The 21,095-nt window shown below is 66.9% G+C and carries 16 protein-coding genes; 6 read left to right on the top strand and 10 right to left on the bottom strand.

Annotation, left to right across the window (positions count from 1 at the left end; all coding sequences use genetic code 11):
* Positions 1-92: 92 nt before the first annotated feature.
* Positions 93-1,751: an MDR family MFS transporter gene (locus tag AC1DDO_RS15550; protein WP_476867450.1), complete on the top strand. Its 1,659-nt coding sequence runs from the start codon at positions 93-95 to the stop codon at positions 1,749-1,751.
* 307 nt (positions 1,752-2,058) lie between these two features.
* Positions 2,059-3,522 (top strand): sugar porter family MFS transporter, encoded by a 1,464-nt coding sequence (locus AC1DDO_RS15545; RefSeq protein WP_476867449.1) that lies wholly within the window; start codon positions 2,059-2,061, stop codon positions 3,520-3,522.
* A gap of 71 nt (positions 3,523-3,593) precedes the next feature.
* Here AC1DDO_RS15545 and AC1DDO_RS15540 read toward each other — a convergent pair whose 3' ends face one another.
* The 5 genes from AC1DDO_RS15540 to AC1DDO_RS15520 form a co-directional block, all read right to left on the bottom strand.
* Positions 3,594-4,820, bottom strand: coding sequence for an MFS transporter (locus tag AC1DDO_RS15540; protein WP_476867448.1), 1,227 nt, complete (start codon positions 4,818-4,820; stop codon positions 3,594-3,596).
* A gap of 38 nt (positions 4,821-4,858) precedes the next feature.
* Positions 4,859-5,341 (bottom strand): MarR family winged helix-turn-helix transcriptional regulator, encoded by a 483-nt coding sequence (locus AC1DDO_RS15535; RefSeq protein ID WP_476972206.1) that lies wholly within the window; start codon positions 5,339-5,341, stop codon positions 4,859-4,861.
* Positions 5,342-5,542: 201 nt separating this feature from the next.
* A complete protein-coding gene (locus AC1DDO_RS15530) occupies positions 5,543-6,691 on the bottom strand; it encodes a mannitol-1-phosphate 5-dehydrogenase (protein ID WP_476972205.1) in 1,149 nt (382 codons plus the stop codon).
* Complete coding sequence (locus tag AC1DDO_RS15525; RefSeq protein WP_476867445.1) at positions 6,691-8,694, bottom strand: PTS mannitol transporter subunit IICBA; 2,004 nt, start codon at positions 8,692-8,694, stop codon at positions 6,691-6,693. Before AC1DDO_RS15525 ends, AC1DDO_RS15530 begins: the two co-directional genes overlap by 1 nt.
* A gap of 58 nt (positions 8,695-8,752) precedes the next feature.
* Positions 8,753-9,481, bottom strand: a complete 729-nt coding sequence (locus AC1DDO_RS15520; protein ID WP_476867444.1) for a TetR/AcrR family transcriptional regulator — start codon at positions 9,479-9,481, stop codon at positions 8,753-8,755.
* 185 nt (positions 9,482-9,666) lie between these two features.
* Here AC1DDO_RS15520 and ptsP point away from each other — a divergent pair, with 185 nt between their 5' ends.
* From ptsP to AC1DDO_RS15505, 3 genes are all read left to right on the top strand, one after another.
* Positions 9,667-11,352 (top strand): phosphoenolpyruvate--protein phosphotransferase, encoded by a 1,686-nt coding sequence (ptsP, locus tag AC1DDO_RS15515; protein WP_476867443.1) that lies wholly within the window; start codon positions 9,667-9,669, stop codon positions 11,350-11,352.
* A 19-nt stretch (positions 11,353-11,371) separates the two neighbouring features.
* The gene (locus tag AC1DDO_RS15510; protein WP_476867442.1) at positions 11,372-11,791 is read left to right on the top strand and encodes a helix-turn-helix domain-containing protein; all 420 of its coding nucleotides are present in this window, start codon (positions 11,372-11,374) and stop codon (positions 11,789-11,791) included.
* A gap of 124 nt (positions 11,792-11,915) precedes the next feature.
* A complete protein-coding gene (locus tag AC1DDO_RS15505; protein WP_476867441.1) occupies positions 11,916-12,173 on the top strand; it encodes a hypothetical protein in 258 nt (85 codons plus the stop codon).
* A gap of 3 nt (positions 12,174-12,176) precedes the next feature.
* On the opposite strand, the gene AC1DDO_RS15500 is transcribed toward AC1DDO_RS15505, so the two are convergent.
* Positions 12,177-13,397: a PucR family transcriptional regulator gene (locus tag AC1DDO_RS15500; RefSeq protein ID WP_476867440.1), complete on the bottom strand. Its 1,221-nt coding sequence runs from the start codon at positions 13,395-13,397 to the stop codon at positions 12,177-12,179.
* 246 nt (positions 13,398-13,643) lie between these two features.
* Here AC1DDO_RS15500 and ald point away from each other — a divergent pair, with 246 nt between their 5' ends.
* A complete protein-coding gene (gene ald / locus AC1DDO_RS15495; protein WP_476867439.1) occupies positions 13,644-14,762 on the top strand; it encodes an alanine dehydrogenase in 1,119 nt (372 codons plus the stop codon).
* A gap of 92 nt (positions 14,763-14,854) precedes the next feature.
* Here the strand turns inward: ald and AC1DDO_RS15490 are convergent, their stop codons facing one another.
* The 4 genes from AC1DDO_RS15490 to AC1DDO_RS15475 form a co-directional block, all read right to left on the bottom strand.
* Positions 14,855-15,934: a Gfo/Idh/MocA family protein gene (locus tag AC1DDO_RS15490; protein WP_476867438.1), complete on the bottom strand. Its 1,080-nt coding sequence runs from the start codon at positions 15,932-15,934 to the stop codon at positions 14,855-14,857.
* A 178-nt stretch (positions 15,935-16,112) separates the two neighbouring features.
* Positions 16,113-17,810 carry an ABC transporter family substrate-binding protein gene (locus AC1DDO_RS15485; RefSeq protein ID WP_476867437.1) on the bottom strand — a complete coding sequence of 566 codons (1,698 nt, stop codon included), beginning with the start codon at positions 17,808-17,810 and terminating at the stop codon, positions 16,113-16,115.
* A 114-nt stretch (positions 17,811-17,924) separates the two neighbouring features.
* Entirely contained in the window at positions 17,925-20,108 is a 2,184-nt protein-coding gene (locus AC1DDO_RS15480) for a dipeptide ABC transporter ATP-binding protein (protein WP_476972204.1), read from the bottom strand.
* The gene (locus tag AC1DDO_RS15475) at positions 20,105-21,094 is read right to left on the bottom strand and encodes an ABC transporter permease (protein ID WP_476867435.1); all 990 of its coding nucleotides are present in this window, start codon (positions 21,092-21,094) and stop codon (positions 20,105-20,107) included. Before AC1DDO_RS15475 ends, AC1DDO_RS15480 begins: the two co-directional genes overlap by 4 nt.
* Position 21,095: the final 1 nt, after the last annotated feature.

Here is a 21,095-nt window from a genome sequence, read left to right as displayed (position 1 = left end):
GCCGGGATGTAGTGGCGGGAACATTTGAGCCAGTAACATAGTTACTGAAAGCAACTATCCGCTTAATTCCCACACTTCACCTTGGAGCAGTCATGTCCAAAACCACCTCCGTGCGCGCCGCGGGAGAGGTCCTGACCCACCGTCAGACCGTCACCGTCATGGTGGGGCTCATGCTCGGCATGTTCCTGTCCTCGCTGGACCAGACGATCGTGTCCACCTCGATCTACACGATCGCCAACGACCTCGACGGCCTTTCCCTGCAGGCCTGGGCCACCACCGCCTACCTCATTACCTCGACGGTGAGCACGCCGCTCTACGGCAAGCTCAGCGACATCTTCGGACGCCGCCCGCTGTACCTCATCGCCATCCTGATCTTCCTCGCCGGCTCGCTCTACGCCGGCTCGGTCCACTCCATGACCGAGCTCGCCGTTGCCCGCGGCATCCAGGGCATGGGCGCCGGCGGCCTCCTGGCCCTCGCCCTGACCATCATCGGCGACATCGTGGCGCTCAAGGACCGGGCCAAGTACCAGGGCTACTTCATGTCCGTCTTCGGCATCTCCTCTGTCCTGGGCCCGGTGGTCGGCGGCGCCTTCGCCGGCACCGAGACCATTCTCGGCATCGACGGCTGGCGCTGGGTCTTCCTCATCAACATCCCGATCGGCCTCGCGGCCCTGGCGGTGGTGTTCATGTACCTGCACCTGCCGGCGAAGCACGTGAAGCAGAAGATCGACTACTGGGGCGCCGCCGCCATCACCCTGGCGATCGTGCCGCTCCTGCTCGTCGCCGAACAGGGCCGCAGCTGGGGCTGGAGCTCCACCAACTCCTACCTCTGCTACGGCCTGGGCGTTGTGGGCATCATCGCGTTCCTGCTGGCCGAGCGGCGCGCCGGCGACTACGCCCTGATCCCGCTCCGGCTGTTCCAGAACATCACCTTCGGGCTGTCCTCGCTGCTGAACTTCATCATCGGCATCGGCATGTTCGGCGCCATCGCGATGCTGCCCATGTACCTGCAGCTGGTCAAGGGCCTGACGCCCACCGAGGCCGGCCTCATGATGATCACCTTCACCGTGGGCATCCTCACCGGATCCATCACGGCCGGCCGGACCATCTCCGCATCGGGCACCTACCGGATCTTCCCGATCCTCGGCACGGCGGTCCTGACCGCCGCCGCCGTCGTGATGGGCCTGTCCCTCGGCGTCGACACGCCGCTCTGGGTGCCGGGCGTCATTGCCGTGTTCTTCGGCCTGGGCCTGGGCTTCTGCATGCAGCCGCTGACGCTGGCCATGCAGGTCTCCGTTCCGTCCAAGGACATGGGCGTGGGCACGTCCTCCGCCGCGTTCTTCCGCTCGATGGGCGGTGCTGTCGGAACCGCCGTGTTCATCTCGATGCTGTTCAGCCTCGCGGCGGACAAGATCGCCACGGGCATGAAGGACGCCGCGCAGAATGCGGACTACCTCAAGGTGCTCAAGGACCCGGCCGTCGCGGCCGACCCCGCCAATGCCAAGCTCTACGAGTTCTTCAAGAACGGGGCAAGCAACGATTCCCTGAACGACACCAGCTGGCTGCACACGGCCAACCAGACGCTGACCCGCCCCATCACTGAGGGCTTCGCGCAGTCGATCGACGCCGTCATGCTCACGGCTGCCGTACTCACGGGCATCGCCTTCCTGATCACCTTCGCCCTGCCGAACAAGAAACTCACGGACCCGAAGGCAGCTGCCAAAGAGGCAGTCGCGGCCGCCGCCCACTAGGGCGGTCCCGAACACCGGCAGGCCCACGTCACGGCAGGCAGTCTTTTGGACTGCCTGCCGTTGTCGTCTCCCGCAAAACCGGGGTTGGGGAGGGCGTCCGACGCCGAAAGGCTGCCCTGCGTGACGCCTGCGGATCCCGGCCGGGCAGGCAGTGTTGCAGGCACTTTCGCAGGCACAGTTGATGGCCGGAGCAGTGTGCGTGTTTAGTCTCACTTTCCGAGGCCTGTGATTCGCCGCACGCCGGGCCGGGTGTAAGACTGGGTAGTTGCGGCCGAGGCCGTGGACCGCGAACTGCCAAGGGAGCCGTATGACCATCACCCAAGACCAGACCGCCGCCAAGATCCCCAAACGGGTCATTTGGCTGGCCGTGGCGGGCGCCGTCGGCGGCTTCCTCTTCGGCTTTGACTCCTCCGTCGTCAACGGCGCCGTCGACGCGATCAAGGACGAATTCGCCCTCAGCGAGGCCGTGACCGGCTTCGCCGTCGCCGTGGCGCTCCTGGGCTGCGCGGCCGGCGCCTACCTGGCCGGCAAGGTCGCCGACCGCTACGGCCGCATCCCGGCCATGAAGCTGGGTGCGCTGCTGTTCCTGGTCAGCGCCATCGGCACCGGATTCGCGTTCGGCGTCTGGGACCTGATCTTCTGGCGTCTGGTGGGCGGGCTCGGCATCGGCCTGGCCTCGGTGATCGCGCCGGCCTACATTTCCGAGATCTCCCCGCGCCACGTCCGGGGCCGCCTGGCCTCGCTGCAGCAGCTGGCGATCACCACCGGCATCTTCGCCGCCCTCCTCTCCGACGCCCTGTTCGCGAATTCGGCAGGCGGGGCTGACCAGGCCCTCTGGTTCGGCCTGGAAGCGTGGCGCTGGATGTTCATGGCCGCCGCCGTCCCCGCGGTGGTCTACGGCTGGATCGCCTTCACACTGCCCGAGTCACCGCGGTTCTTGGTCTTCCAGGGCAAGAACGAGGAGGCCCTCAAGGTCTTCAAGTCGATCGCCCCGAACGAGGACTCGGACCGGCATCTGCGCGACATCAAGAAGGCCATCGACGAGGACAAGCTCGCCGGCCAGAAGGGCTCCCTGCGCGGCAAGGCCCTGGGCCTGCAGCCGGTGGTCTGGATCGGCATCATCCTCTCCGTGCTGCAGCAGTTCGTCGGCATCAACGTGATCTTCTACTACTCCACCACCCTGTGGAAGGCCGTGGGCTTCCAGGAAAAGGATTCGCTCACCATCTCCGTGGCCACCGCCATCACCAACATCCTGGTGACGCTCGTGGCGATCGCCCTGGTGGACCGGATCGGCCGCCGTCCCATCATGCTGGCGGGTTCGATCGGCATGGCCCTCTCGCTCGGCACCATGGCCGTTGCCTTCGGCTCCGCCACCGGCTCGGGCGATGCGATCTCCCTTCCCGGCGCGTGGGGTCCGGCCGCGCTGGTTGCCGCCAACGTTTTTGTCATCAGCTTCGGCGCCTCGTGGGGCCCGCTGGTGTGGGTGCTGCTGGGCGAGATTTTCCCGTCCCGCATCCGTGCCCGTGCCCTGGGCCTGGCCGCGGCGGCACAGTGGATCGCCAACTTCGCCATCACCCTGAGCTTCCCCGTCATGGCCGCCGCCTCGCTGCCCCTGACGTACGCCATGTACGCGCTGTTCGCGGCGGCGTCGTTCTTCTTCGTGATGTTCAAGGTGCCGGAGACCAACGGCATGTCCCTGGAACAGGCCGAAACACTGTTCGTGCCCAAGGGCTCTGCGAAGGATTCGGCCAAGGATTCCCTCAAAGCCTGACCCGGCGCCTGGAAGTGGCAACAAAAAMGCCCATGTTCTGCGGAACATGGGCGTTTCTGTTGCCTCGGCTGCTAGACCACGTGCGGCTCGTGCGCGGCCAGGTAGCGGCGTCCGCCGAACACCACGGCGATTGCGACCACCATGGCCAGTGCGCCGGCGAAGAAGGGGACCTGCGGGCCGAAGTGTTCGCCCAGCTGCGCGGCGGCAAAGGGTGCCAGGGCGCCGCCCATCCAACGCACGAAGTTGTAGCCGGCGGAAGCCACCGGCCGCGGCGAATCGGAAACGCCCATGGCCAGCTCGGTGTAGATGGTGTTGTTGACGCCCAGGAGCGCCCCGGAAATGACTACGAGGACCACGACGGCTGGCACCGAGTGCCCGGCGGCCAGGCCCAGCCCCAGAAGGTCCAGCATCAGCACGAACAGGGTGCCGGTGAGCACCCGGACGGCGCCGAAGCGGTTCTGCAGCACGGGGGCAACAAATACCGAGAAGAGAGCCACGGCGACGCCCCAGCCGAAGAACACCCCGCCGATCCCGTAGGCGTCCATGCCGAGGATGAAGGGCGTGAAGGCTAGGACAGTGAAGAAGCCGTAGTTGTAGAACAGGCCGCTGGCCGCCGTCGTCCTGAGCCCCTTGTGCCCCAGGGCCAGCAGCGGGTCCCGGAGCCGGACTTTCCGCTCGGGCAGCGGGGTCTTGGGCAGCAGGGCAATGAGCGCGATGAACGCCGAGGCCATCAGCACGGCGGTGCCGAAGAACGGGGCGCGCCACTGCCAGCCGCCAAGCAGCGCACCCAGGAGCGGGCCGAGGGAGATGCCCAGGCCGAGGGCGGCCTCGTACAGGATGATCGCGGTTCCGGCACCGCCGCTTGCGACGCCGACTATGACGGCCAGCGCGGTGGCCACGAACAGGGCGTTGCCCAGTCCCCAGCCGGCGCGGAAGCCGATCAGCTCAGCCACGCTGCCCGACGTGCCGGACAGCGAGGCGAACACAACAATCACGGCCAGTCCGATCAGCAGAGTCCGCTTCCCGCCGATGCGGGAGGAGACGTAGCCGGTGATCAGCATGGCGACGGCGGTCACCAGGAAATAGCTCGTGAAGAGCAGCGATACCTGGCTCCGGGAGGCATCCAGGTTCTTGGCGATCGCCGGCAGGATGGGATCCACCAGGCCGATGCCCATGAAGGCGAAGACGGCCGCGAGTGCCGTCGCCCACACCGCCTTGGGCTGTTTGAGTAGCGAGGCCTTCTCGGCCTCGAGGGTAACTTCGGCTGCCGGCAGGGTGTCGGCGGGCTGGCCGTGCATGGGGGTACTCCTAGGGGATTGGGAATGAAGTGTGAAGATCAGGCCTGGAGCGTCGCGTTGATCCGGCCAATGACCGGCAGGGCAGCGGCGAGGGCGGCGCGGTCATCGTCCGAGAGGGACGAGAGGACGCCGGCCATGACGGCGTTGCGGCGCTCATTGGCGGAGGCGACGGCGGCGAGGCCGGCTTCCGTCAGGGTCACCCGTACGGCGCGGGAGTCCTCGGGATCCGGTTCCCGGCGGGCGAGGCCAGCGCGCTCGAGCTTGATGATCTGCTCGGTGGCGCTGGGTACCTTGACGCCGAGATTCCGGGCGATTTCGCCCACGCGCACGCCGCCGGGGGAAGTACTGCCGGCCGCGGCCGGCCCGGTGTCGATCAGCATCTTGAGCGTGCTGAGCTGGGCGGCGCTGAGTTCGCCGTCTGCGTCGAGGCGGCGGACGAGGTAGATGCTGTGGCGGAGAGCCTCGCGGAAGTCCTGGGCGAGGGCGAGGAGGCCGGGGTCAACCGGATCATTGGCGCTCATAGTTAGGTAGCCTAACAGTTAGGCTACCTAATGGTCAAGGGCACGGGTTGCCCTCTCACTCTTGGTTGCCAAAACCGGCAAATGGCAGCCCTAGCTGATAGCGCAACGGGGGTGACGGTGGGCGCTCCTCTGCGGGGGGGCTTAAATACGCCGACGCCGGAACTCCTGTGAGTTCCGGCGTCGGCCCAGCTAGGGCGTTGATCAGACCACCGTTTTGGCTTCCTCAACGAGGGAGGCGACGGCGGCGAAGAGCGGATGGTCCGGCGCCAGGCCGGTGATCTTCTCCGTGGCCTGGTCCGGCGTGGACGCGGAGAGGATTTTCGCCAGCTCCACGGCCTCCGCGTCCGCCGGATCATTGAAGCGCAGGGCCGCGGCAATCGCCCCGAGCAGCGCCTCGGGGACAATACCGCGTTCGGCCAGCTCGGCAGCGGGACCGATGAAACGCTCGTTCCGGCTGAGCTTGCGCAGCGGGGCGCGTCCCACCCGGGTGACGGTGTCCGGCAGGTGCGGGTTGGAGAAGCGGCCCAGGATCTTCTCCACGTACGCCTCCTGATCCCCGCGGTTGAAGCCGTGCTTGGCCACCAGGAGTTCCTTGGTTTCGTCCAGGACGGAGCGCACGTCGGCGGCGACGTCCTGGTCGGCCATGGCCTCGGAAATCTTGCCGAGGCCTGCCTCGAAACCGAAGTACGCCGCGGCAGCGTGGCCGGTGTTGACGGTGAACAGCTTCCGTTCGATGTACGGCCCCAGATCGTCCACGAAGGTCGCGCCCGGGATCACCGGCTCCTTCCCGGCGAACGGGGTACGGTCGATCACCCACTCATAGAACGTCTCCACGGTGACATCCAGGCCCTGGCCGGGCTCCTGGTTGGGCACAATCCGGTCCACGGCCGTATTGGCGAACACGGCGGCGGCGTCCAGGGATCCGGCGGCCGGATCCCACTGGGCGGCCACCTCGGCCTTCAGGATGTCGGTCGCGTTGATCGCGTTCTCGCACGCCATCACCTGCAGCGGCGCCAGCCCGGCGGCGCGGGCGGCGATCCCCTTGGCGATCAGGGGCGCCACGAACTTCAGGATGTGCGGCCCGACGGCGGTGGTCACGATGTCCGCCGTCGCGATCTCCGTGACGACGGCGGCTTCCTGCGTGCCGGAGTTCAGCGCACGGAAGTTCTCGACAGTGCGGACGGCGGGGTGGTCGCCCACCTCGTGGACCTGGTAGCTGTCCGCCGCGGCCAGCTGGGTGATGAGGGCGTCTGCGACGTCGGCGAACACCACCTCATACCCGGCGTCGTGCAGCAGGAGCCCCACGAAGCCGCGGCCGATGTTTCCGGCTCCGAAATGCACGGCCTTCACTAGGAGTTGACCTTTCCGAACAGGGCCAGGACTTCGTCGACGGTGGTGGCCGCCTCGAGCTGGGCCACCTGCGCCTTGTTGGTGAAGACCTTGGCGATCGAGGACAGGATGTGGAGGTGCTCGTTGTTGACGCCGGCCACGCCGACCACGAACTTCACTTCCTTGCCGTTCCAGTCGATGCCGTTGGGGTAGCGGATCACGGACACCGCGGACTTCATGATGTGGTCCTTCGCGGCGTTGGTGCCGTGCGGGATGGCCAGGAAGCTGCCCATGTATGTGGAGACGGATTCCTCGCGTTCGTGCATGGCGTCCACGTAGCCGGAGTCGACGGCGCCGCGGTCCAGTAGGAGCTGCCCGGCCTCGTCGATCGCGGCGTCGCGCGTGGTGGCGGTGCCGTTGAGGACGACGCTTTCGGCCACCAGGATGCCTGCAGGGCCTTCCTCGGCGTCCTCGGGAGCCTCGGCAGAGGCCTCCGGGGTGCCGACGGCGGTTGCACCGGCGGCGGCGCCCGCCGCGGCCGGGGCCGCTGCAGCGTCCGTGCCGTCTGCCTCCGTGTTGCTGGCCTTGACCAGCTCCACGATCTCGTCATAGCGCGGGCTGTTCATGAAGTTGTCGACGGAGACATGCACGGCGCTGGCCGTGGCGGGCTTGGCCCGCTCGGTCAGGTCCTGGTGGGTGATGACGACGTCGTAGGTGTCGCTGAGGTTGGCGATTGCGGAGTTGGTGACCTTGACCTCCGGGAAGCCGGCGGCCTTGATCTTGTTGCGGAGCACGGAGGCGCCCATCGCGCTGGAACCCATACCGGCGTCGCACGCAAAGACGATGTTCGTGATCGGGGTCGCGAGGACGGCGACGCCGCTGGCGCCCACGCCCTCACCGAGCAGGGCCGCGGAAACCGAGCTCTTCTTGCCCTTCAGGGCCTCCATCTTGTGGGTGGCCTGGTCCAGGTCATCTTCCGCGGGCGCCTTGCTGGCCTTCAGGATCACCGATCCAATCAGGAAGGACACCGTGGTGGCGAACAGCACGGAGAGCGTCACGCCGACGTAGCTGTCGCGTGCGGTGGAGGCGTAGACCGCGATGATGCTGCCCGGGGCCGCGGGGGACCGGAGTCCGGCGCCGGTGACCACCAGGGTGAAGATGCCGGTCATGCCGCCGCCGATTGCCGCGAAGATCATCATCGGCTTCATCAGGACGTACGGGAAGTAGATCTCGTGGATGCCGCCGACGAACTGGATCACAGCCGCGCCCGGAGCGGACGCCTTGGCCAGGCCCTTGCCGAAGAACGAGTAGGCGAGCAGGATGCCGAAGCCGGGGCCGGGGTTGGCTTCGAGCAGGAACAGGATGGACTTGCCCTGCTCGAGCGCTTGCTGCGTGCCCAGGGGGGTGAGGATGCCGTGGTTGACGGCGTTGTTCAGGAACAGGACTTTGGCGGGCTCGATGAAGATGCTGGTAAAGGGCAGCAGGCCGTTCGCGACCAGGAATTCGACGACGGCGCTGGCACCGTTGCTGAAGGCCTTCACCACGGGACCGACTATCAGCATGCCGACAACTGCCATGATGGCGGCCAGGATGCCGGCCGAGAAGTTGTCGATCAGCATCTCGAAGCCGGGCTTGACGCGGCCTTCCCAGATCTTGTCCGCTTTCATCATGAGCCAGGCCGTGAGCGGGCCCAGGATCATGGCGCCGATGAACATGGGGATGTCCGTACCGACAATCACGCCCATGGTGGCCACCGCGCCGACCACGCCGCCGCGAACGCCGTAGACCATGCGGCCGCCGGTGTAGCCGATCAGCAGCGGGAGCAGGTACGTGATCATCGGACCGACCAGCTTGCCGAGCTCCGAGTTGGGGAAGAAGCCCGCCGGGATGAAGAGCGCTGTGATGAAGCCCCAGGCGATGAAGGCGCCGATGTTGGGCATGATCATGCCGGACAGGAACGTCCCGAACTTCTGGACGTGTACCCGCGCGCTGGTGCGTGGTTTCGCAACTGTCTCTGTTGCCATGTGAATTCCTAACCGTCGTTCCCGCTGCTTTGCAGGATGGTCCGATAATTTCGCCGAGCTAGCTGGTGGAGCTGTTGGAGATCCGGTGGAGCCATTCGAGGAAGAGCTTCAGTTCCGAGCTGGAAAGCTGGTCCGAGTGGGACGCCTGGAGTGCTGCGTTCAATGCGATGGCCGCCACAACCACTGAGGATTTTCCGTTGTCGACAGAACCGTTGTCCCGGGCCTGCTCGGTGGAAACCGCAAAGATCATGGCGTCGCGGGTCATGGTGGAGAGCTCGAGGTTCCGCTCTGGCACCTTTTCCGCGATCAGCATGAGGGTCACGCCCACGTTGGCCGCCAGGATGGACCTGGCTGCCTCCCTGGGCGGGACGTTGAGCTGCCCGGAGACAGCCGCCTTGTTCAGCATCTCCTCCATGAGGGCCTCGGCATCGGCGACGATCGCCGGCCGGCTCTCAGGGCGGATATTGCCAAACATGACGAGATACAGTTCGGGCTGTTTCAGCCCGAACTGGACATGGTTGTCCCACATCCTCCGGATGTCCTCCAGCGGTTGGCCAGAGGGCGCGAAGTCACGTTCGCCCGCGACATATTCGTCAAAACCTGCTGCGACGACGGCGTCGAACAGCCCTTCCTTGTCACCAAAGTGGTGGTAGAGGGTCGGTGCGGTAACACCGGCCAGCTGTGTGATCTGGCGGGTCGAGACTGCGGATCCGCCCGAGTTGGCCAGCAGCTCGGCGGCTGCGCGCAGCAGCCGGGCCTTGGGTGGTAGCTGGCCATCGATACTCATAACCGCTACCCTAGCACCTATAGCAACGCTATATGAACTGCATCACATACAATTTTTCCAGGTGCCGTGACCAGCCCGCTGACGCAGCAGTCGGCCGCGGTCAGCAATGACCAGCACGGTCATTGGCGGCGCCTGGCTTACCGGCTTACTGGCCACTGGCCTACGACAGAGAATGAGGACCTTCAGTGCAGAACTTCCCAGGAGTAGGCGTCAGCCCCGGCCGCATCATCGGCACCATCCGGCAGATGCCCAAACCGATCAGCGAACCGCCCGCCGGAGAGCAGCTTCCCACCGGCGTCACGGCGGAGGAGGCGACGGCGGCACTGAAGGCCGCCGCGAAGTCCGTCCACGACGAACTCAAGGGCCGTTCCGAGACCGTCACCGGCGACGGCAAGGCCGTCCTGGAGGCCACGGCGCTCATGGCCACCGACACCATGCTGCTCAAGTCCGCCGCCAAACTGATCGGCCGCGGCACCTCCGGGCAGCGGGCGATCTGGGAGGCCGGCGCCTCTGTCTCCGAAATGCTGCACAACCTGGGCGGCTACATGGCCGAACGTGCCACGGACGTCCTGGATGTCCGGGCCCGGATCGTCGCGGAACTGCGTGGGGTTCCGGCGCCGGGCATCCCCGTGTCCGCCACCCCGTTCATCCTCATCGCCGAGGACCTAGCCCCGGCCGACACCGCCACCCTGGATCCGGAAAAGGTCCTTGCCCTGGTCACCGCCGGCGGCGGCCCGCAGTCCCACACGGCCATCATCGCCCGCTCGCTCGGCCTGCCCGCCGTAGTGGCCGCTGCCGGAGTGGACGAGCTCGCTGACGGCACCGAGGTGTACGTGGACGGAGCGGCCGGCCTCATCACCGCTGAACCTGACGAATCCCAGCGCGCGGCCGCAGCCCACTGGGCCGCCACGGCGTCACTGCTGGCCGCCTTTGACGGGACGGGCACGACGGCGGACGGCCACCTCGTTCCACTGCTCGCCAACGTCGGCGGCGCCAAGGACGCCGTCAAGGCGGCCGGCCTGAACGCCCAGGGCGTGGGGCTGTTCCGGACCGAGTTCTGTTTCCTGGAGCGGGACACCGAGCCCACCGTGGAGGAACAGGCCGCCGCGTACCAGGGCGTTTTTGACGCCTTCCCGGGCAAGAAGGTGGTGCTCCGCACGCTCGATGCCGGTGCGGACAAGCCGCTGCCGTTCCTGACCGACGCCACCGAGCCCAACCCGGCCCTCGGCGTCCGCGGGTACCGGACTGACTTCACCACGCCCGGCGTCCTGGAGCGCCAGCTGCAGGCGATCGCCCAGGCCGAGAAGGCATCCGAGGCCGACGTCTGGGTGATGGCACCGATGATTTCCACCGCCGAGGAAGCGGCCCGTTTCGCGTCGCTGTGCGCCGCGGCAGGGATCAAGACCCCCGGCGTCATGGTGGAGGTCCCCTCGGCCGCGCTGACGGCAGAGTCCATCCTCCGCGAAGTCGGCTTCGCCAGCCTGGGCACCAACGACCTCACCCAGTACGCCATGGCCGCCGACCGCCAGCTCGGCCCGCTGGCCGCCCTGAACACCCCTTGGCAGCCGGCCGTGCTGCGGCTCGTGCGCCTGACAGTGGAAGGTTCAGCGGCCGAGGGCCACAACAAGCCGGTGGGTGTGTGCGGCGAGGCTGCGGCTGATCCGGCCCTCGCCGTCGTCCTCACCGGGCTTGGTGTCACCACACTGTCCATGACGGCGCGATCCATCGCGGCCGTCGCCGCCGTGCTGAAGACCGTCACCCTGGCCGAAGCGCAGGAGCTGGCCAAGCTGGCCCTCTCGGCGCCGAGCGCTACGGATGCCCGGGCCTGGGTCCGGGCAAAGCTGCCGGTCCTGGAGGATCTGGGGCTGTAGCCGCCGCTAGGATGCACTCATGGCACTGATAGCTCCCCGGGTGACGGCCGGCCTCCCGGCCGAGGACGCGCAGAAACTCAAGTACGCCCTCGACGGCGGCGATGACATCACGGTGTTCGTTGACGGCACCGTCCACCGGCTGCCGCCGGCGGCGAGGGACGCCGTCGTCGACCTGCTGGGCCGCTTCAGCCGCGGCGAGGCAGTTACCGTCAGCAGCGTCGAGGAGATGCTGACGACGTCCCGGGCCGCGGAGCTTGCGGGGATCTCGCACACGTACCTGCGGAATATGACCGATCGCGGCGAGATTCCGGTCGAGTACCGGGGAACGCACCGGCGGATCCGGCTGGCCGACATCATGGCCTGGCTCGAAACGCAGAAGAAGAACGGTTCGGGCGCCGGGTCGCCGGGCAGCCAGACCGACGGCGGCGCAAATGACTAGCGACCTAAATGACTAGCGACCTAAATGACTAGTGACCAGTTGCTTCATGACGCAGTGATAAGGATCAAGCAACGATCCCTCCCTTGCGCGGAAACACTGATATGCCGCGGGTTAAGCTTGGTTTGTGGGTAAATTCAGAGGGTGGCACATCATGGCAGGCATCGCCGCGATGCTCCTCGCCGGCATCCTCGGAACTGCCATGGGCCTGAACAATACCGCCACCTATTTGGCCAGCGGCGTCGCTTTCGTTGCGGTGTCATTGTGGGTGGACAGCCGGATTTCTCGGCACCGCGACGCCGTCCGCCGGGCCGCCCCCGACACCGCCGCCGAGGCCGGCGCGGGACTGTCCCTCGACACCGACTCCCCCAAGCGCGAGGGCTGAACCCTAAATCCGGGGCCGGCCCGCCCAGCGCCGTGCCTTGAGCGCGGCATGCAGTTCCAGCCGCACCATTCCCTTCAGCGGGTCCACGCCCAGCAGCTGGCGGATCCGGCCGAGCCGGTTGTAGATGCTGCTCCTGTGCAGGTGCAGTTTGGCGGCGACCTCCTGGACCGAACCGTCGTTGTCATAGAACAGCTCCAACACGGGCAGCAGCTCGTGGTTGCGGTCGTGGTCCTCGAGGATGCGGAAGTACACGGATCCCGCGTCTGCCCAGGCTCCCGCCCCGCCGCCGGCCGAGGCCAGGAGCTGGTACACGCCGGTGGAGTGGCAGTCGACCAGTTCGCCCAGCTGCGGATCCACGGCCGCGGCCTGCGCTGCCCGCCGTGACTGCCGGTAGGCCTCGGCGAGTTCCCGCGGCCTGGCAAATCCCTCACTGGTGCCCAGGATGATCCGCCGGACAGTCCGCCCGGAGCGTTTGGCCAGTTCGAGCTGGTAATGGACCAGCACCTGGGCATGGTCCGCACGTCCCGTGGATTCCTTGAAGAGCACCACCGCATGCGTTTCAGTGCCAGCGCTGAAGAGTGCGGCGTCCACGCCGATGGTGGCCTGCAGCGCGGCGGAGCGGTGAATGAGCGTGTCGGCGATGGGGTCCGAGCCTCCGGCCCAGCCGTCCGCGTCCAGGACGGTCACCAGCTGCCAGGGCCCCTTGCCCTGGACCTCTTTCCAGCCCGCCACGGCCGCCACAGCGTTGGCCTCGCCGGCGCAGGCGGCCAGGAATTCCTGTTCGCGGCGGCGGCGGAACTCGGACTCGGCCGTATTGGAATCCAGCAGCAGGAAGGAGAGCTGCTCCAGGTCCGGGGCCACGTCCTGCAGCTGGGCGAGGACGGTCGCGGCGCTTGGCTCCTCGGCGTCGAGCTGGACCCACAGGTACCCCACCCTGAAGCCCCGCACCAGCAGGGGCACGCACACGCGGCCCAGCATGCCAAGATCCGCATTGGCCGGCACGACGACCGGCCGGACCGCCGTCGCAATCCCGTGGGAGAGCTGCCAGGCGATGACGTCCACGGGGACCCGCTTGCTGAGCAGGAAGTTCACCCGGACGCGGTCCGCATGCGACTGGTTGGAGCTGTAGGCCAGGAGCAGGCCGTCGAGGTCCTCGAGGGAGAGTCCGCGGCCCAGCCGTTGCGCCACCTGCTCCACGAGCTGCTCCACGTCCTGCTGCTGCATCCTGCCAGACTACTGCCCCGGCCCGCCGCACTGCGAATACATCCGGCGACGGACACCAGCCGACACCTGACGCCCGCTCAATCGACAGATGTCTACCCCCGGATTTGAAAAACCCCGGAATCATGCGGCAGCCGCGCAGCACCCGCCGGCGGCTCCTGTCGCGTGCCTCACAGCGGGATTTATTCTGGAAGTACGAAATCCCCCGCTCATCCAGGCCCACGAGGCCTTCACTACTGGAGCCAACAAATGATCATCGGTGTACCCAAAGAGATCAAGAACAACGAATTCCGCGTCGCCATCACAGCAGCCGGCGTCCACGAATTCCGCACGCACGGCCACGTGGTCCTCGTCGAGCGCGGCGCGGGCCTGGGCTCGGGCATCACGGACGAGGAATACGCGATCGCCGGCGCCGAGATCGTCGCCGAAGCCGACGACGTCTGGGGCCGCGCCGACATGGTGATGAAGGTCAAGGAGCCGGTCAAGGCCGAATACCACCGCTTCCGCAAGGGCCTGATCCTCTTCACCTACCTGCACCTGGCCGCCGAGCCGGAACTGACCCAGGAACTGATCAACTCCGGCGTCACCGCCATCGCGTACGAGACCGTCCAGGAAGGCCGGTCCCTGCCGCTGCTGGCCCCGATGTCCGAGGTTGCCGGCCGGCTCTCCGTGCAGGTGGGCGCCACCTCACTGATGGCCCCGGCTGGCGGCAAGGGTGTGCTGCTCGGCGGCGTCCCGGGCGTCCGCCCGGCCAAGGTTGTTGTCCTGGGCGCCGGTGTCGCCGGCACCAACGCCGCCGCCATGGCCCTGGGCCTGGGCGCGGACGTCACCATCCTGGACATCAACATCAACCGCCTCCGCGAACTGGACGCCCAGTACCAGGGCCGCCTGAAGACGGTCGCGTCCAACAACTACGAGATCGAGAAGTCCGTGGTCGACGCCGACCTCGTCATCGGTTCAGTCCTCATCCCCGGCGCCAAGGCCCCGAAGCTGGTCACCAACGAGCTCGTGTCCCGGATGAAGCCTGGCTCCGTGCTGGTGGACATCGCCGTGGACCAGGGCGGCTGCTTCGAGGACACCCACCCCACCACGCACCAGGAACCGACGTACAAGGTCCACAACACGATCTTCTACTGCGTCGCCAACATGCCCGGTGCCGTCCCGAACACCTCCACGTACGCGCTGACCAACGTCACCCTGCGCTACGCCGTGTCCCTGGCGAACCTGGGCGTCAAGGCCGCGTTCGAGCGTGACGCGGCCCTGGCCTCCGGCCTGAACATCGCCGGCGGCAAGGTTGCCCACCGCTCGGTCTCCGAGGCGCACAACCTGCCCCTCGTCTCCGACTGGCACGAACTGGTCTCCGCGTAACCCCTGCGGAGTTAGCATCGGCTGCTCCGTAACCGCCCTTTTGGACCCCCAGAACGGCAGTTACGGAGCAGCCGATTGCTGTTTAAGCCCCGCTAGGCGCGTTCGGCCAGTTCCCGGGCCTGCTCGATCAGGCGCAGGACCTCCACCGGGCCCGCGGGATCGACCGGGACTGGCAGCCCCGAGACGGCGCCGCCTTCGGCGATCTTTGCGGCCAGGATCCGGTAAAACTCCGGGTAGGCGCCGCGCTCGGTAGGCAGCCGGTCCAGGTGCCCGTCGCGTCCCAGCAGCCCGGCCCACTCCGGATCCTCGACACCGTAATCGGCGTCCAGCGGGCTTCCGCCGGCCACGATGTAGGGCTCCTGCGGGTCCACTCCGTGCTTGGTGAAGCCGCCCTCGCTGCCCAGGATCCGGTACCGCGGCCCCTGCTGGGCGCACAGCATGTTCATCCACAGGTGGCTGATAACCCCGGAGCTGTGCTGCAGGGCCACAAAAACGTCGTCGTCAGCGTGGGCTCCGGGGCGCCGGGCTGCCAGTTCCGCGTGCGTGACCGTGGCCGGGCCAAAGAGCTGTACTGCCTGGTCCAGCAGGTGGGTGCCGAGGTCAAACAGCACGCCGCCGCCGTCGTCCGCCGTGGCAGCGGCCTTCCATGCCTTGGGGACGTCCGGCGACCACCGCTCAAAGCGGGACTCGAAGCGGGCCGCGGTGCCGAAGACGCCGCTGTCCAGCAGTCCGCGGACCGTGAGGTAATCGCCGTCCCAGCGCCGGTTCTGGAACACGGTGAGCACCCGGCCCAGGCGCGCGGCGAGGTCAATGAGTTCCTGCCCCTCGGCGCTGCGGACGGCGAACGGCTTGTCCACCACGACGTCGAGCCCGGCTTCCAGGGCCGCTTTGGCGAGCGGATAGTGCGTGGCGGGCGGGGTGCCGAGCACCAGCAGGTCCAGTTCGCCGGCGAGCTCCAGGAGGTCCGCCGGGGTGTCGAGGATCCGGGCCGCCGGGTGGCTTTGCGTGGCGGCAGCCTGCCTGCCGGCGTCGGAGGTGGAGATGGCGCGCAGCGAATAGGCGGGGTTTGCGGCGATGAACGGTGCGTGGAAGACGCTGCCGGAGAGGCCGAACCCGGCGACGGCGGTGCGGATGGGCCCACTTGTTTGGTCGGTCGCTGAATCGTTGCTCATGGTGCCTAGGCTACCGCCGTGTTGGTCGGACCCGGCGGGTTGGTTAAGCAGCCGGCCTGCTATGCGACGAGCCTGTTAAGCGACAACCCTGTTAAGCGAACGTGGCCGGCGCCGCCCGGATGCTTCCGGTGGCGCCGGCCGCGGCCGTGCTGCTGCTATTGCTTGAGGTTTGTCAGTGCTAGCTCTTCTGCCAGCCGACGACACTCCAGTCCGGAGTCTGGAACAGGGCGGCGCCGTAGTTGGCCAGGCCCGTGCGGGCGAAGTAGATCTGCGGGCCGTTCATGATGACGCCCATGGAGAAGTACTTCTCCATGTGCTTCTTCTCGACGTCCATGGCGGCCTTGTTGCGCTGGGCGTCGTCCTGGATGGAGGCGAGGTCCTTGATGGCCTTGTCCAGGTCGGCATCGCCGAGTTCGTTCTCGTTGGTCTTGGAGTCGTAGTACTGCTTGACGGCGGCGGTGGCGTCGGCGCCGACGGAGTAGCCGCTGATGGTGAGCTGGAAGTCGCGGCTGCCCACCACCTTGCCGAAGTCGGCGTCGCCGCGCTGGTCAATGCCGACCTCCATGCCGGCGGCCTGCAGCTGCTTCTGCAGCGTCTGCACCGTGGCGAGGGCGGTGGGGTCGTCACCGAAGTTGGTGATCTTGAACGACGCCGGAACGCCGTCCTTTTCCATGATGCCCTTGGCGTTGGCCGTGTAGCCGGCCTCGGTCAGGACCTTCTTGGCGGCGTCGGCGCCGGTTTCCTTGACCGGGTAGTTGTCCTGGTAGTACTTCGAGAACGGCATCAGCATCATGGAGCCGGAGCTGTTCTCCTCCCAGTTCAGGCCGCCGAAGCGGACGGCGCGGATGGCCGGACGGTCGACGGCGGTGAAGATCGCCTTGCGGACTGCGACGTCGGTGAGCGGCGCCTTCAGTGCGTTGAGGTTCAGTCCGCCGGCGAAGAGGCGCTGGCCGCGGCGGACCTCGGCGTTCTTGGTGCCTTCAAGCTGCTTGTACTTGGTCAGCGTGCGGCCGTCGGCCATGTCGACCTCGCCGTTCTTGAAGGCGGCGATCTCGGCGCTTGCCTCCAGCTGGCGGAAGATCACCTTGTCCAGGACAGGCTTCGCTCCCCACCACTTGTCGTTGGGAACAAGGGAGACGGTCTTCGCGGCAGAGTCGTACTTGTCGACCTTGAACGGGCCGGCCATCCACTCGGGGTGCATTTCGCCGGTGAAGCCGGTGTTGAAGAGCTCCGGGGTGTTGACGGCCTGCGGGATGAAGCCGCCGAAGATGTCGCTGAGGGGGTACACCGGCTGGGTGGTGGTCACAACGACTTCCTTGTCGCTGCTGCCGGCCTTGACGGAGTCGATGAACTCGTACGCGCCGGACGAGACGATGTCGATGTCCTTGTTCTGGCCATTGAGCATCTTCCACGTGTTCTCGAACGTGGAGGCGTTGATCGGAGTGCCGTCGTTGTAGGCGGCCTTCGGGTTGATCTTGATCGTGATGGTCTGCTTGCCGTCTTTGACCTCGCTCTTGAAGTCTTCGCAGAAGTTTTTGTTGAGGCTGGCGGTGCCGTCGAAGTCCAGCTTCCAGCAGCCCACGTAGCCGGCCTCGTCTATCGGGTAGTGCAGCTCGGTGTTGTCCGCCGAGTTGCCCGCGTTGGAGAAGCCGTTGAAGTCCGGTCCGATGTTGCCCAGGGGCAGCGTCACCGTGCCGCCCTGCTTCAGGTCTCCGGCCGTCTTGGCGTTGACGCTGACCAGCTTGCTGAGATCGCCCGAGGCATCCTGTGCCTTGGCGCTCTCCGCGGTAGTGGAGGCGCCACCGCTGCCGCAGGCAGTCAGAGCGAGTGCGGCCACGACGGCGGTGATGCCGCCGATCTTGGTCCGATTCTTCATTGTGATCCCCTTCATTTTTTTCGTGCGAGTGTGATGCATGGGAGTCTCTGGCGGACTGGTGGTCCGGGTGCAGCGTGCAGTTCTGCTGTTGGTGTGGGCTGCTGTTGGCGCGACTCAGGTGGTCTCGTGGACAACCAGCATGTCCGCGTCCAGTTCGCCGTCCGGGTAGAAACAGGCGAACCGCTGGTCGGTGGCGGCCGGTTCCAGGGCAGGCTCCAGGGTCAGGCACTTCTCCTGCCTGGCCGGCGGCAGGGCCGCGAACACGGGACAGCGGGTGGCGAAATTGCAGCCAGCCGGCGCCTCCAGGGGCGAGGGCAGGTCGCCCTGGAGGATGATCCGTTCGCGGGTGCGCTCCAGCTCCGGATCCGGTACCGGGATCGCCGAGAGCAGGGCGCGGGTATAGGGGTGGCGGGGGTTGTCGAAGACGGCGTCGACGTCTCCGATCTCCACGATCTTGCCCAGATACATGACGGCAACGCGGTTGGAGATATGCCGGACCACGGAGAGGTCATGCGCCACCATGAGGTAGCTCAGGCCGAGTTCGGCGCGGAGCTTGTCCAGGAGGTTGATGACACCGGCCTGCACTGACACGTCGAGGGCGGAGACGGGTTCGTCCAGGACAACCAGACGGGGGTTCACGGCGAGGGCCCGGGCTATGCCGATGCGCTGGCGCTGGCCGCCGGAGAACTGGTTGGGGAACCTGTTGACGTGGTCCGCCTGCAGGCCCACCAGCTCCATGAGCTCCATGATCCGTTTCCGGATGGCCGGCTTGGGCATGCCCAGGTTTTCCATCGGCTCGGCCAGGACCTCGTAGACGGTGAAGCGCGGATCCAGTGCCCCGGTGGGGTCCTGGAAGACCATCTGCAATTCCCTGCGCATGGCGCCCTTGGCTTTGGCGTCGGCGGCCTGCTTGTTGCTCAGCCCGCCAATGACAACCTCGCCGTCCTGGTCCTTGTGGAATTCCATGATTTCCAGCAGCGTGGTGGTCTTTCCGCAGCCGGACTCCCCCACGATCGAGAAGCACTCCCCCTCGCGGATATCGAAGCTCAGCCCGTCCACGGCTTTCACAGTGCCGATCCTGCGCTTGAGCAGGGCGCCTTTCAGGAGCGGGAAGTGCTTCCTGACGTCACGGAGTTCCAGGACGGTTCTGCGCTCGTGCCGGGGAAGCGAGTCAAAGCGGGATACCGGAACGGCCGGGACGGCAAAAACCGTCTGGACGTCGACGTCGGCGAGGGCCTCGGTCTTGATGCATGCAGCGCTGTGTCCCGCGCCGGGTGCCACGGCCCGAAGGTCCGGTTCCCCGTCGAGGCAGTCCTCGCCGGCGAGCGGGCAGCGGGGCGCGAACGAGCAGCCTGTGGGCGGCTGGGTCAGATTCGGGGGGATGCCCTCGATTGGCACCAGGGAGGTCTTTTCCGCGATGTCCACGCGCGGGACCGCGCCCAGCAGGCCCATGGTGTACGGCATCCGCGGGTTGTAGTAAATCTCGTCCACGCTGCCGGTCTCCACCGGTTTGCCGGCGTACATCACCATGATGTCGTCAGCGATGCCGGCGACCACGCCGAGGTCGTGCGTGATCATGACGACGGCGGCGCCGGTCTCCTCCTGCGCGGCGTGGAGTACCTCGAGGACCTGCGCCTGGATGGTGACGTCGAGCGCCGTCGTCGGCTCATCGGCGATGAGGACCCGCGGGTTGTTGGCGATGGCGATGGCGATCATGACGCGCTGTCGCATGCCGCCGGAGAATTCGTGCGGGAAGGCCTTGAGCCGGTCCTTCGGGCTGGGGATGCCGACCAGGCCCAGGAGTTCGACGGCGCGGGCCTCCTTGGCCTGCTTGCTCATGGCCGGGTTGTGGACGGTGAGGGCCTCGATAATCTGGGTGCCGACCGTGTAGACGGGGGTCAGGGAGGACAGCGGATCCTGGAACACCATTGCGAGGTCGTTGCCGCGGTGGGCGCACATGGCCTTGTCGCTGAGCCCCAGCAGTTCCTTGCCGTTGAGCCGGACCGAGCCGCTGATTTCCGCCGTCGGGGGCAGCAGGCCCATGATCGCCATGGACGTGACCGATTTGCCGGAGCCGGACTCGCCCACGATTCCGAGGGTCTTGCCGGGCAATACGTCGAAGTCGATGCCGCGGACCGCGTGCACCACGCCGTTTTCGGTATTGAAGCGGACATTGAGGTCACGGACGGAGAGGACCGCGTCGGTGGGGGCGTGCAGCCCGACGGCGCGGAGGCGCCCGGCGGTGCCCTGGGCGGCGTTCCAGGCGGTGGTGGTCTGGGCGGTGGTGTTGCTGGTCATTTGGTCTTCTTCTGTGTTTTGCCAGTGCTGGCGTTGCCCCGCTTGGCGCGGCCCACGGAGCTGGAGCTGGGGTCGAACGCGTCGCGGAGGCCGTCGTTCATCATGGCGAGCGAGCCGGTCAGCAGGAACATCACGGTCAGGGGGGCCCAGAACATCCACGGGAACGTGGAGACCTGCGAAGTGGACTGGCCGATCAGCACGCCCAGGCTCACGTCAGGAACTTTGATGCCAATGCCGATGAAGGAGAAGGCGACCTCGGCGAGGATGGCGCCGGTGACACCCCGGGTGACTTCCAGGACCAGCAGGGAACCGATGTTGGGGACCAGGTGCCGCCAGACGATCCGGCGCGGCGGGACGCCCATGTACTGCGCGGCCTTGACGAAATCGCGCTGCATGAGGGACATCGAAAGCGACCGGATGAGGCGCGCGGTGCCCATCCAGCTGAAGACCAGCAGGACGATGATGAGCAGCATCCAGCTCGGGACGGTGTTCTTCAGGCCGTTGGCGCCGCCGCTCGTGGCCACCGCGACCACCAGCAGGGCCGGCATCATGATCAGGGCTTCGAGGATAAACAGCATGACCTTGTCCACCCTGCGGCCGAAGTAGGCCATGGTGCAGCCGTAGACGGCGGCGACCAGCACCGAGACTACGCCGACGACGACGCCGATCAGGATGGAGACGCGGGTGCCCTCGACGGTGAGGGCGTAGAGGTCGATCCCGGCCTGGGAGGTGCCCAGCAGGTGGTCGGCGGAGGGCGGCATGCCGATGTTGAAGGGGTCGATGGTTTCCTTGTCCCAGCTGCCCAGGAACCCGCCGATGAAGGAGAAAAGGGTCAGGGCCAGGAAAATGATGAGGCCGGCGACGGCGGTCCGGTTGCGCAGGAAGCGCCGCCGGATGATCCGCGACTTGCCGATGACGACGTCGTCGTTTTCGATCTTTCCTTCGTCGAGGACGGCGGCCGGGTCAATCGTGTTGAGGTTGGTCATG

The organism is Arthrobacter sp. 10N43 (assembly GCF_056394525.1).
The sequence above is the reverse complement of the archived record's forward strand: the minus strand, read 5'-3'. Positions and strand labels throughout refer to the sequence as shown.

Coding starts and splice junctions, on each gene's coding strand:
- ald (WP_476867439.1), top strand. CDS start 13,644: ATGATCATCGGTGTACCCAAAGAGATCAAGAACAACGAATTCCGCGTC.
- AC1DDO_RS15485 (WP_476867437.1), bottom strand. CDS start 17,810: ATGAAGAATCGGACCAAGATCGGCGGCATCACCGCCGTCGTGGCCGCA.
- AC1DDO_RS15540 (WP_476867448.1), bottom strand. CDS start 4,820: ATGCACGGCCAGCCCGCCGACACCCTGCCGGCAGCCGAAGTTACCCTC.
- AC1DDO_RS15480 (WP_476972204.1), bottom strand. CDS start 20,108: ATGACCAGCAACACCACCGCCCAGACCACCACCGCCTGGAACGCCGCC.
- AC1DDO_RS15510 (WP_476867442.1), top strand. CDS start 11,372: ATGGCACTGATAGCTCCCCGGGTGACGGCCGGCCTCCCGGCCGAGGAC.
- AC1DDO_RS15545 (WP_476867449.1), top strand. CDS start 2,059: ATGACCATCACCCAAGACCAGACCGCCGCCAAGATCCCCAAACGGGTC.
- AC1DDO_RS15535 (WP_476972206.1), bottom strand. CDS start 5,341: ATGAGCGCCAATGATCCGGTTGACCCCGGCCTCCTCGCCCTCGCCCAG.
- AC1DDO_RS15490 (WP_476867438.1), bottom strand. CDS start 15,934: ATGAGCAACGATTCAGCGACCGACCAAACAAGTGGGCCCATCCGCACC.
- AC1DDO_RS15520 (WP_476867444.1), bottom strand. CDS start 9,481: ATGAGTATCGATGGCCAGCTACCACCCAAGGCCCGGCTGCTGCGCGCA.
- AC1DDO_RS15500 (WP_476867440.1), bottom strand. CDS start 13,397: ATGCAGCAGCAGGACGTGGAGCAGCTCGTGGAGCAGGTGGCGCAACGG.
- AC1DDO_RS15550 (WP_476867450.1), top strand. CDS start 93: ATGTCCAAAACCACCTCCGTGCGCGCCGCGGGAGAGGTCCTGACCCAC.
- AC1DDO_RS15475 (WP_476867435.1), bottom strand. CDS start 21,094: ATGACCAACCTCAACACGATTGACCCGGCCGCCGTCCTCGACGAAGGA.
- AC1DDO_RS15525 (WP_476867445.1), bottom strand. CDS start 8,694: ATGGCAACAGAGACAGTTGCGAAACCACGCACCAGCGCGCGGGTACAC.